This window comes from Planococcus sp. 1R117A (assembly GCF_051417975.1).
GTDB lineage: Bacteria > Bacillota > Bacilli > Bacillales_A > Planococcaceae > Planococcus > Planococcus shenhongbingii.
Genome location: NZ_JBPRLO010000004.1, coordinates 331,696 through 343,246 on the forward strand (window position 1 = coordinate 331,696; position 11,551 = coordinate 343,246).

The following is an 11,551-nucleotide window of genomic DNA, read 5'->3' on the forward strand; positions in this document are numbered from 1 at the left end:
GGATGAAAAAAGGATGGTTTTCGGACCATCCTTTTTAATGCCGATTATTTCTTCTGAATACAGTAGCTGCTGCTGCCACTGTAAGCAATAATCCGCCACTTACCACAAAACCTTCATTTGGGCTCAATTCCAGAGCCCCTGTAAAACTGGATCCACCCACTACTCCCAATGAGAAAAACGCATAAAAATAACCGTAAGCTTTTCCACGAGAATGAGGATGAGTTGAGTCGATCAGCAGTGAATTGATCGAAGGAAATAAAAAAGCGAATCCGATTCCGTAGATGCACATGGTGGCATACATCCAGGAGGCGTTGAAAACAGCACTCAGAAGAAACAGCGAACTTCCCATTAATAGAAAACCGACGATCAAGGTGCGAAGCGGATGAATTCGATCAAAAATCCGGTTGATGGGAAGAAGGAATACTAAGATGGCTGAAATGCCGAAAGTGCTCAATAGTAGGCCGCTCATTTCAGTTTTGAAATTTAGGCCGTCCACTTTCAATGGCAGCATATAAGCCAGGACCCCTTGTGAAAACATCAGGAAAAAGGCCCCTGAAAAGGCCAACAGCAATCCTCGGTTCCAAGCTATGTTAGAGTTGTGCTCGGACTTTGCCGGCTCTGCTTTTTGTGAAGTACTTTGTTTCTTTAAAAGGAAGAAAGCCGCTAAGCCTAAAGACAAAAGCAGCATACCGGTGATAGCCATCATATCCGGAGTGCTCGTGCGGCTCGCATAAACAGCGCCGAAGGCTGGGCCGATGATGGCGGCAAGCCCTACAAAAGCTCCCGATATGGCAACGCTTTTGCCCCGTTTGTGCTGGACGGTATTATTGGCTAAGTAAGTAAAAGCGGCTGGCACTGTCAACCCTGCGGCCAAGCCATGAAAAAAGCGGATGGCGAGCAAGCTGTAAGGATCGGTTGCTAAGCCATAAGAAAACAGCACAATACCAGTCGATGTTAAACCGGTTACCAAAATAACGTAAGGACCTTTTTTGTCAGAAATTACACCCGACAGGATGTTTCCAATAATATTGGATAAAGAGTACATGCCTACGGCAATGCCAGTTAAAAAAGGCGTCGCACCTAAGGAAACTGCGAATGGACTAATAATGGGCAATTGAGCAAAAAGATCAAAGAAAGTGAAGAAGATGATGATCAAGATAAAAAAACGCACTGAAGTCCCTCACTCTCAAAAATATAATCGTTATGGATTAACCTTACCCCATGTAAGGGTAAAGATAGTTATATTCACATTATAGCACCGGAGGTAACTACATGAAAAAAGCCATGTTTATACTAAACCCGTCTTCTGGCAAAGAGAAGGCGTCCGAGTATCGCGAAGATGTCGTCTTTACATTAGAAACAATGGGGTATCAAGTAGATACACGAGAGACCGAAAAGCAAGGGGATGCCACATTGTTTTCAAGGGAAGCAGCGGAGCAGAAATATGATTTTGTTGTGGCGATGGGAGGGGATGGCACTATAAACGAGGCAGTGTCAGGACTTGCTGAACAGCCCCATCAGCCCTTGTTTTCCTTGATACCTCTTGGGACAGTGAACGACTTTGCCCGTGCCCTTGGGATATCACTGGATCCACCAGAAGCAATCGAAGCATTAAAGAGCGGTTCGGAGAAGTGGGTAGATATTGCCAAGGTAGGCAGCCAATATTTTATGAATATATTGGCATTAGGGCAAATTGCGGAGTCGACTTATGAAGTATCACCGGAGCAGAAAACAAGGCTCGGTGCGTTTGCTTATTTTGTTGAAGGGATTAAAGCCATTACTTCAGAGGCTGAAGAGTACTTTACAATTGAGCATGACCATGGATTCTGGGAAGGTGAAGCTAAACTGGTATTAGTAGCGCTCACTAACTCCGTTGGAGGGTTTGAAAAGCTTGCCCCGGAAGCATTGACAGATGATGGGTTGCTGCATGTTTACATTGTTAAAAATGCGGCTTTGCCGGCATTTGTCCGAATTGCCGGCGCAATGATGATAGGCAAGCTTGAAAAAGATCCGGCTGTTGAAGTCATTCATACCACTAAAGTATCGATTGATACGCGCGAACCGATGTCCTGCAATATTGACGGCGATGAAGGCTGCGCTACCCCATTCTTGATTGAAGTGCTTCCACGGCATATTCGAGCTTTAGTGCCGCCGGACAAAGAAGAACTAAGCAAGTAAAAGCGAAGTGGCCAGCCATTCTCCACAGAGTGGCTGGTTTTAAATTTTATTTTTAAAAAATGGTAAATACATAGTCATTTCGTGAAACTTATTTAGCATTTATCCGTTATATATAGTATACTTTTAGGGAATATATTTCCTTTAATAAGGTAATATAGGTAAAAAAATATTACTGTTTATTACATATTTTTTAAAGAAATATGGTAATATCTATGTTATTCTTTGCAGTTTCAGTATATAGTGGAAATAATGGCTGCAAAAACTTGTACAAAGAAAGACGGGGAAAAGATGAATATTATCGCAGTGCCAACTATTCAAGAAACTATTTCTAAGATTTTCATGAATGAAAACGAAACTTTAAGCCAATATGAAGGGGTAGAAAAGTTTTACGAAATTGAAACTCAACTGATCTATGAAATTCATCACTTAGAAAAAGAACGCGCTAAGCAAACATTGAGAGTGTTGATCGATTTAATCGCAGTACGTTCTGGAAAAGATACCATTCGCCAAGTCCGCAATTACTATATTGTGCTGTCTTCAGTAATGGCTCGCAAATTGTATGAAATGCGAGTTCCGCCAAAGAAAGCGTTCGCTTTTAATGTGGCTTGTGTAGAGCTAGTGGAAAACCATATGAATGACTCGGAGTTCCTTTACGTAGCAGATGAATTGATCGAATTCTTTACTTCGATAATCTCTGAGCGCAAACAGCCTTCTTTCGGCCATCAAACTGTAAACAAAGTCGTGATGTTTATAAATGATGAAGTAGAGCGTGACTTGTCAGTGGAAGATATTGCGAAGCATTTCAATATTTCCACAAGCCATTTGTCCCGGATTTTCAGAGAACATGCAGGTATAACCTTAGTGGAATATTTAAATGTGCGGCGTGTTGAAGAGTCGCAGTATTATCTGCGTCATTCGGACAAAGGAATTTCTGATATTTCCAAGCAGTTTCATTTCTGCAACCAAAGTTATTTCACGAGAATCTTTAAGAAATACACGACGGTCACACCAAAGCAGTTCCGTGACAGCCAGCATATTCCGTACTTCCGCTATAATTTGCCAAATGCAAAATAAAGAAAACCCTTTCAGCTTGTAGATTTGGAACAGAATTTTACTCCGACTCTGCAAGCTGAATTTTATGTATAGGTATAGTACGATTTGGTGAACTTAGTGTATTTCCTTGTAAGAACATTTATAATGAATAGGGTTTAATTATTAATTAAGGGTGTAAATATATGAATCAACAAGGTCGGATTTTTGATGTAAATGTCCTGCGGGCAATTGGTTGTTTAATGGTGGTGCTCGTTCATGTTTCAGCGCTATATTATATTCAAAGTGGAAGCTGGGAAGATGTAATCTTGTTTATAAATCAATCAAGTCGATTCGGTACTCCCATTTTTGCTATAGTGAGCGGATTTTTATTATTTTTACAGGTTAAAAAAAGAGGGTTTTTCTTTAAAAAATTTTTCAGTTCACGAATAAATAAAATTGTCATTCCTTTTCTATTCTGGACAGCATTTTATTTATTTTATCTCTGGATAGTTTTTGGCAGTAACCCCTTCGATGGTGGGATCAAGCATTTTATCCTGGAAGTGGCATTTGGAGAAACTTATTCCCATCTTTATTTCATTTCAATTGTTTTGCAATTTTATTTGGTTTTTCCGTTACTGCAGTTTATCAAAAGCAGAAGTGCATGGATTGTGTTATTAGTCGTATCAGCTTTGATCCATATTTATGCAATGAAATATATGGCAGCCGGGCAGTTTGAAGGTTTATTTGGCTTAATAGCTGAACAGCGCTCGTTCTTGCCAAAGTGGCTATACTTTTTCATATTCGGCGGATTTCTTGCCTATCATTGGGAAGCGGCAAAATTATGGACTTATAAAATGAGAGTTCCATTATTTGTGGCAGTATTACTGATTTTCTACTTTGCGGCAGTTGAATATGAGTGGGGCGGCTATATAGGGTCTAATCGCATATCAAATATCGTCAATCTGCCTGTCATCGTTATGTTTGTGATGGCGATTTCTGAAAAAATTGCACGAAACCCTTTACTGTATAACTTAATATCGAGACTTGGAGCTATGTCGATGGGGATATATCTTATACATCCATTTGTTATAAATATGTTGCAGCGGCACTTGCCTGCAGATGTATGGACTCTTTCCTTATTTCCATTTTGGTTTGCAGCAGTAATGTTTATCACGATCGGTATTATTTTAATGATTCAAAAGCTGCCATTTGGGCATATTATTTTAACAATTCCTTCTGTAGCGATTAAGAAAACCCCTAAAGATAGCGAAGAAGAATTCTTAAATAGAACTATTAGTCGATAGTTTAAAGTTAAATAAATACATAAAATTGAAAAGGCCACCTAGGGCCATTCAGTCCATAGATAAGCTTTGCTTCAATAATTGTTGTTCTTCATCCATAGATTTTATAAAGAATTATTTATGCTGGGTTGGAGATTTGTCATGTCTTAAAGTTTTTTCTGGTTTATGTCGACGAATGCAAACATCGCTTGCAGGGACAGTTTTTTCAATCTTCAATAGCGTGCCCAAGGCTTGTCATGCTTTTCTTTGGCGTCTGTAAGAAAGCTTGAAAATCTGTCCTTTGTCTACAAGCTGCAAGGGGAATCCCTTCTCTTTTTTCTTGCCGCCAATCGCTGTTGCGCTAACTTCCACAGTCTTAATATTGTCACAGAGCACAAGAAAGTGGCTGCTTTTTGGCCCATCGATTGAATTTTTCCCGGCATATAGGTATACTTCTTTATAGTTGAAAAAGGTGAAGGTGACTAAAGTGAAAAAGAAAATTGCATTGCTGTCGTTATTAGCGGTATCCATACTGATTTTGAGCGGCTGTTCCGCAGTCGAGAACAAAGAAGGATTTTTCTATACAATTTTTGTTGCACCATTTGATTTTTCCCTCGATTATTTAGGGGCTTTGTTTAATGGAAGCTATGGTTTGGCGATTGTGGCCATTACGGTGATTATCCGCCTTGTGTTAATGCCGTTTATGCTGCGCACATACAAGCGCCAGCAAGGAATGAAAGTGAAAATGGATCGCTTGCGTCCTGAGATGGAAGATATCCAAAAACGTTTAAAAGAGACAAAAGACAAAGAAGAACAAATGAAAATTCAACAGGAAATGATGGGACTCTACAAAAAGCATGATGTCAATCCGTTGAATATGGGCTGTTTGCCGGTAATTATTCAAATGCCGATTGTCATGGGACTTTATTTTGCGATTTTGTATTCTCCTGATGTGAAATCCCATGAATTCCTTTGGTTTAATTTAGGGTCTCCTGATATTTTGATGACACTGATTGCGGGAGCGGTTTATTTCTTCCAGGCACGCGTATCGTTGTGGACAATGCCGGAACAACAGCAAAAACAAATGAAGATGTTCATTTACATCTCGCCGATCATGATCATGTTTGTATCATTTACCTCGATGGCGGCATTGCCTGTTTATTGGGCAGTCGGCGGTATCCTGTTGATCATCCAGACATTCATCGGACGCAAATTCTACTCGAATCATCCGGAAGTTGCATTAGAATCTGTGGAAGAGAAAAAATAACAAAGACTAGCCGGCAAACTTGCCGGCTTTCTTTTTTGGAGTTGAAAAAATTGAACAAAAAAATAGTACAAGGATTGGCAATAGCCGTACTTAGCATTACCTCGCTTGTCTTTCTGATTATGGGGAATCTGGATGCGGCTGTTTTGTTTATGACGTTGCTGTTTGTTTTAACGAACAGTTTCCGTTATCGCCAAATGAAAGAGCAGGGAATGGAACGGGAAGCAAAATGGATGCTCGGAATGGCTACTATTTTTGCGGTATTATTTGTAGTGGTGCTGGTTATGATTCTGATATAAAACTACAATAAAAAACAGCATCCGCCTTTTGGCTGGTGCTGTTTTTTATCGGAAACTGTTTACCCTAAAGAGGGTTATTTTTTATATTCGTATTTTTCTTTTTGTCGGCGTTCTAGCAGTACATCCAGCTGGCGCATAAGATTGAGGATGTCTTTCTCCGAAATTCGCTTCAAAATACCCAACTCCTTGTTGCAGTTTGTAAATAGTTGTTCGTATATCTTGTAGGTCTTTTGGGGGTCAGGATATTAATAATGAAATTTCTTTCGGGTCAATAAAACCGCAATGATGGCAGGCACTGAAAAACTGGCCATGCCTAGAAAAGAAAGACCGGGAGAAATTTCATATAGGAAGCCACCGGCTACAGTCAAGAAGGCAACACTTAAACTCATTGCAATCGCCGCATACATTCCTTGGGCCGCTGGAATCTGGGATGGCGCAAGTTTTTGGAATATATACTGGATAAATGCAAAATGGGCTGCTCCAAATGACAAAGCATGAAGCGCTTGTGAAAAAATGAATACCCAAACCGAAGGGAATAGAAAAATCAAAATCCAGCGTACAGTGGAACCAGCGCCTGCCAGCAAAAGCATCGAAGATACAGGCCAGCTCTTGAACAAAGTATCGGCTTTCGCGAAAAAAAGAATTTCAAATAAAATCGCGATATTCAGGATAATGCCAATATAGAAACTGTTGACGCCTACATCTTGTAAATAAAGAAATCCGTAACTATAATAAGCTGCATGCGCTCCTTGGAGTAGAGTGGCAACGGTAAGCAGCGTCAGAAAAGATTTGGATTTCAGTAATTGTGCAGTTGCGGCCTCGCCGTCAGGATTTCTGGATTTGGGTTTGATTCGCAAAGGAGGCGGGGAAGTGGCTGATAAAGACACAGCCATAAAAGCCAGCCCTGCGAGCATGACCCACAATATGGCGCTTTCCTGCCAAAGCGCCGTAGCACCACCTACAATCAATAAAGCAATCGTGTATCCAAGCGAACCGTATGACCGGCTTTTTCCATAATGGATTCCTTCCGTTTGCATCAGGACGGTTGCTCCACTTTCCATTCCCGGCAATATATTAGGATAAACCATATTAAAGGCGAATGTTATGGCGAAAAGCGTAAAGTAGGAATTTGCGGGTATGTATAAAGCAAGAATGGCAACAGAGGAAATGGCAAGCAGTTGCATCAGCTGCCTTAATGACATGATGCGTGTCAATAAAGGGAAGAACAGTAACGTCGACAAGGCACGGGCAACCATGCCAGCTCCGAGAATAAGGCTTGCAGATGAAACGCTCAATTCTTTTTCATTGGTCAACCAAGCGGTCCAATACGGCAGAAAGACCCCCCATGTGAAAAAGAAGGCGAAAAAATTAAGGGACAGCCATTTTTGATTGTTCATGAGTATTTACCTCGTATCCAGTTGAAAGTCTATTTAAAGTATAACGAATGTTCGGGTGTTTTTGGAGAATTTCAATGCCAGTAATGATAGAATAAGAAAGAACTTGAGAGAAAGAGGGCATGCTATGCAATCCCGTTATTCAACGAATCAGAAAAACAAAAAACCTTATATAAAATGGACCATTATTGGAGTGCTGGCGTTATTGCTGATTGCTGCTGCTTCATGGTTGTACGCCCATGACTGGGATGCTGAACGCGCAACCCGTGCAGTCAACCCATCTGAAAACCAGCAAACAAAAGCCCCGGAAATGCAGCCTGAGAAACCGGAAGAAAAGTCGGGCAAACCAGAAGACAAAGCAGAAGACAAACCAGAAGACAAAGCAGAAGATCCAGCAAAGCCGGAAGTCTCTACTGCGCCTCCGGAAGAGGCGCCAACAAAGACGGCTCCTGAAAAGCCTGAAACCGAAAAACCAGCTGCAGGCGAAAAAATAGATGCCACTCAATACCTTGACACTCTTGCGCTTCCAAAGGAACCGACGGTCATCAACAATATTCTATTGGCCAATAAACAACACCCATTGCCGGAAACGTATGCGCCTGGAGAAGTAAAAGAAGCACGGACCGCTTTTAAAGCGATGCGGGCAGATGCACTTAAAGCGGGAATAGATTTGACGGCGTTCAGTACCTACCGCGATTTTGCCCGCCAAAAAGTGTTGTATGCAGGATACGTGGCAAAAGATGGACAAGAAGCCGCTGACCGGTATAGTGCCCGTCCGGGATTTTCCGAGCATCAGACAGGGCTCGCTTTTGATATCGGCGAATCTGGCCAAGAACAGCACTGGGCTTCCGCATCTTTTGGAGCAACCAAAGGCGGAAAATGGCTGATGAAGAACGCTCATAAATACGGATTTATTTTGCGTTATCCAAAAGGCGCCGAAAAAATCACAGGATATATGCACGAATCGTGGCATTATCGCTTCGTTGGTAAAAAAGCAGCAGCAGAAATTTATTCTAAAGGCATTACGTTAGAAGAATATTTAGGTGTAAATTAAAAAAGTCTCCCAAGGGAGACTTTTTTTATCATCTTGTTGAGAAAGTTGAAATTTGTATTAGGTATCATTCCTTAACCGATATTCCGCCAACCAGCTGCGAAGACATTGGCCGAGGGTTGTGAGGCCACGTCTTTGCGACGAAGCGCACAGCGCTGCAGGAGCATAGGTTTTTCGCCGTGGGCGAGCGCCAAGCCGCTTCGTCGCTTACGCTCCTGTTTCTGCATCGCTGCGCTAGCTTCGAAACATGAAAGGGCGTTGCAGGGTCTCGGCTGGTTGGCTCCATATCTAGAAAGCGGGTACAAAAATTAGGGAGCTTTCCGAATCAGCTCCCTATTCCAGAGAATCTCTAAAGGTAACAAAAGGAAGCTGAATGCAGCGGAAGGCGGCGACTTCTGCGGGAACAGGGCGAGTCCTGAGACCCCGCAGGGAGCGCCAGCGAGCGAGGAGGCTCAGGCCGCACCCCGCGAAAAGCGTCCGTCCTGGAGCGAAATGATAGAAGAGCATACGAGTTTATCGAAAGCATATAAAAAGTCTCCCAAGGGAGACTTTTTTTATGTTCATTTCAACTTGGCATATCCTTATAAAATAGGCGACAGCAATCTGGCAATTGATTCTTTCGTTTTGATCAGTCGGGTTCTTGCAAAATACAGCCCGAGCGTCAATTCTTCTGAAAGCTCCATATCCTGATGGAATAAATCGGCAAGTTCAGCGGAGACTTTGTGATCGTATATAAAAGCGTTCACTTCAAAATTCAATTTAAAACTGCGCACATCGATATTGGCTGTGCCGACTGTTGAGACTTTGTCATCCACCACAATCATCTTCGTATGCAGAAAGCCGTTATCATAGATGAATACACGGGCTCCAGCTCTAAGCATTTGCCCCGCATAAGAATAAGTAGCCCAGTACACGAAAGGATGGTCCGGTTTATTGGGAATCATGATGCGGACATCGATCCCTGACAAAGCAGCAATGCGGACAGCATCGTAAAAACTGGGATCCGGGATAAAATAAGGCGTTTGAATATAAATATATTTCTTGGCCATATTAATCATCTTCAAATAACCATCTTTTATTTGCTCCCACTCTTCATCTGGCCCACTTGATACAATTTGCATCGTCGTATCCCCTTTTTTAGGGATAGCTGGAAAATAGATTTCGTCGTATTCAATGTCATTCCGCGCGGAAGCCTGGTTCCAATCCAATATAAAACGTGTTTGCAGCGGATGCAGGGAACTTCCTTCCAAACGAAGGTGGGTATCGCGCCAATAACCGAACTTCCGGCTCAAGCCAAGATATTCTTCCCCTACGTTAAAGCCGCCGATATAACCGACCCGGCCATCAATGACCACGATTTTACGGTGGTTCCGGTAATTCAGCCGGGGATTGATCAATGGCCAGATAGAAGGGAAGAATGTTTCCACTTCTCCGCCCGCTTTGATAAATTCTTTGAAATGCCTTTTTCTCAGCCGCCGTGATCCCATGTCATCGTATAGCAGCCGGACTTTGACTCCTTGTTTTGCCTTGGCCGTCAAAGCATTCATTATGCGGATGCCCAGTTGATCCAAGCGGAAAATATAATATTGGATATGTATATGATTCTTCGCTTGTTCAATGTCATGGAGCAAAGAATCGAATTTTTCACGTCCATCATTAAAGATTTGGACGGCATTGTCCTGAGTCAAAACCGCTCCGTTGTTTCTTAAATGCAAATACACTAAATCTTTATAATCACTTACATGCGGATCAGCAAAATGAAATTCATCATCATGCAGCGCGTTCATTTGGTGGGCGATTAAATTCTCAATCCCGACACGCTGGCGGCCTTCCCATTTGAAAAGTGTTTTTTTTCGGAGTTGTCTTCCCAGCAAAAGATAAGCTAAGAAGCCGAAAATCGGAATGAAAAACAAGACCAAAAGCCACGCCCAAGTGGAAGTAGCATCGCGGCGCTCCAAGAAAATGAGCGTGATGGCCAAGAAAATATTGAGAATGAGAGTTGCGGTAGTTACTATACTTATAATAGAAATAGTCATCTTTTTCCCTCATTTTTTAAAAATATCTGTATAACCAGTATAGACTATTTGAACGAAATGAAGAAGAAAAGAGCAGCTTCAACTAAGTAAGTTTTCCCATTGTAAACTAAAAAGAAAAAAACACTCAACGAAAGGTTGAATGTTTTTAATCCGTTATTCTACGTTTTCTTCCTGTTTCAGCTGTTCCACAATGCTTTCAACTTCTTTGCGGGTAATTTTTTCTTTTCCGGATTTCAAAGCTTTTAAAGTGCTGTGGGCAAGAGCTAGAGGTACTTTGCAGAACATGATAATGCGTTTATTTTTGATGGACTTGACGTATTCATCTGCTTTCGCCAAGTTGTCATTGGCGTAATTGAACATATCGTTCCGGCCCCAGCCATTCGGCACAAAAGTGACGCCGCGTTCCAGGTCCTCATCGTAATTGCGGAGCATGTTAACAGCTTGAAGTCCGCGTCCAAATGCGATGGCCAGTTCGGGATCTGTTTCAGTGTTGTCATGCCATTTCCACAAATCGGAGAGCATTGTGCCAACCAGCCCGGCAACATAATAGGTATAGTCATCTAAATCTTCTTTTGTTTCAATGATCCATTTCTTTTCGACCCATTTAGCCATTCCGCCTGCCATAATGGCTGTGGATTCATTTATTTTGTCCACAATTTCTGGAGGGCATACACTGATCCAGTCAGCAAGACGCTTAGTGACGGGCGGCAAAATATGTGCATAAGGCTGAAGCAAGGCCTGATAGCGGTCCTCATCAAATGTCGTATGTAACATTTGGCTGACAGCGAGCAATATATGCTGCTTTGCTTCGTCTTCTAATTCCGGATGATCTTCAATTTCGTCGATTGCTCTCATACACAGGTAAGCAGAAGCGACCGTCTTTTTTAAAGCCGGTTCTAGAAAATTGATTGGGATGAAAAAAGTCCGGCTTGTTTCTTTTAACATGACCATGGACTCTTTTTGCAAATTCGCGACTTTACTCATCTCAATTCCTCCTGTTCATAGGCAAGACATAAG

General features: G+C 42.0%; 10 protein-coding genes. 6 read left to right on the forward strand and 4 right to left on the reverse strand.

Annotation, left to right across the window (positions count from 1 at the left end):
* Positions 1-34 precede the first annotated feature (34 nt).
* On the reverse strand, positions 35-1,171 hold the full coding sequence (locus ACSFXN_RS14440) for an MFS transporter (RefSeq protein ID WP_437150783.1): 1,137 nt from the start codon (positions 1,169-1,171) through the stop codon (positions 35-37).
* Between the two features lie 101 nt (positions 1,172-1,272).
* Here ACSFXN_RS14440 and ACSFXN_RS14445 point away from each other — a divergent pair, with 101 nt between their 5' ends.
* The 5 genes from ACSFXN_RS14445 (at position 1,273) to ACSFXN_RS14465 (ending at position 6,053) form a co-directional block, all read left to right on the forward strand.
* Entirely contained in the window at positions 1,273-2,178 is a 906-nt protein-coding gene (locus ACSFXN_RS14445; protein WP_437150784.1) for a diacylglycerol/lipid kinase family protein, read from the forward strand.
* Between the two features lie 288 nt (positions 2,179-2,466).
* Positions 2,467-3,252 carry an AraC family transcriptional regulator gene (locus tag ACSFXN_RS14450; RefSeq protein WP_301857081.1) on the forward strand — a complete coding sequence of 262 codons (786 nt, stop codon included), beginning with the start codon at positions 2,467-2,469 and terminating at the stop codon, positions 3,250-3,252.
* A gap of 161 nt (positions 3,253-3,413) precedes the next feature.
* On the forward strand, positions 3,414-4,514 hold the full coding sequence (locus tag ACSFXN_RS14455; RefSeq protein WP_437150785.1) for an acyltransferase: 1,101 nt from the start codon (positions 3,414-3,416) through the stop codon (positions 4,512-4,514).
* 463 nt (positions 4,515-4,977) lie between these two features.
* A complete protein-coding gene (gene yidC / locus ACSFXN_RS14460; RefSeq protein ID WP_437150786.1) occupies positions 4,978-5,757 on the forward strand; it encodes a membrane protein insertase YidC in 780 nt (259 codons plus the stop codon).
* 50 nt (positions 5,758-5,807) lie between these two features.
* The gene (locus ACSFXN_RS14465; RefSeq protein WP_437150787.1) at positions 5,808-6,053 is read left to right on the forward strand and encodes a hypothetical protein; all 246 of its coding nucleotides are present in this window, start codon (positions 5,808-5,810) and stop codon (positions 6,051-6,053) included.
* Positions 6,054-6,298: 245 nt separating this feature from the next.
* Here the strand turns inward: ACSFXN_RS14465 and ACSFXN_RS14470 are convergent, their stop codons facing one another.
* The gene (locus ACSFXN_RS14470) at positions 6,299-7,450 is read right to left on the reverse strand and encodes a 3-phenylpropionate MFS transporter (RefSeq protein ID WP_437150788.1); all 1,152 of its coding nucleotides are present in this window, start codon (positions 7,448-7,450) and stop codon (positions 6,299-6,301) included.
* 124 nt (positions 7,451-7,574) lie between these two features.
* On the opposite strand from ACSFXN_RS14470, the gene ACSFXN_RS14475 reads away from it, so the two are divergent.
* Positions 7,575-8,501 (forward strand): D-alanyl-D-alanine carboxypeptidase family protein, encoded by a 927-nt coding sequence (locus ACSFXN_RS14475; protein ID WP_437150789.1) that lies wholly within the window; start codon positions 7,575-7,577, stop codon positions 8,499-8,501.
* Positions 8,502-9,079: 578 nt separating this feature from the next.
* Here ACSFXN_RS14475 and cls read toward each other — a convergent pair.
* Positions 9,080-10,534, reverse strand: coding sequence for a cardiolipin synthase (gene cls, locus ACSFXN_RS14480; RefSeq protein ID WP_437150790.1), 1,455 nt, complete (start codon positions 10,532-10,534; stop codon positions 9,080-9,082).
* Between the two features lie 153 nt (positions 10,535-10,687).
* A complete protein-coding gene (locus ACSFXN_RS14485; RefSeq protein WP_437150791.1) occupies positions 10,688-11,518 on the reverse strand; it encodes a squalene/phytoene synthase family protein in 831 nt (276 codons plus the stop codon).
* Positions 11,519-11,551 lie beyond the last annotated feature (33 nt).

Bases quoted from the DNA above. Each gene is read 5' to 3' on its own strand.
- ACSFXN_RS14445 (WP_437150784.1), top strand. From the start codon at position 1,273: ATGAAAAAAGCCATGTTTATACTAAACCCGTCTTCTGGCAAAGAGAAG.
- ACSFXN_RS14450 (WP_301857081.1), top strand. From the start codon at position 2,467: ATGAATATTATCGCAGTGCCAACTATTCAAGAAACTATTTCTAAGATT.
- ACSFXN_RS14455 (WP_437150785.1), top strand. From the start codon at position 3,414: ATGAATCAACAAGGTCGGATTTTTGATGTAAATGTCCTGCGGGCAATT.
- ACSFXN_RS14470 (WP_437150788.1), bottom strand. From the start codon at position 7,450: ATGAACAATCAAAAATGGCTGTCCCTTAATTTTTTCGCCTTCTTTTTC.
- ACSFXN_RS14475 (WP_437150789.1), top strand. From the start codon at position 7,575: ATGCAATCCCGTTATTCAACGAATCAGAAAAACAAAAAACCTTATATA.
- cls (WP_437150790.1), bottom strand. From the start codon at position 10,534: ATGACTATTTCTATTATAAGTATAGTAACTACCGCAACTCTCATTCTC.
- ACSFXN_RS14485 (WP_437150791.1), bottom strand. From the start codon at position 11,518: ATGAGTAAAGTCGCGAATTTGCAAAAAGAGTCCATGGTCATGTTAAAA.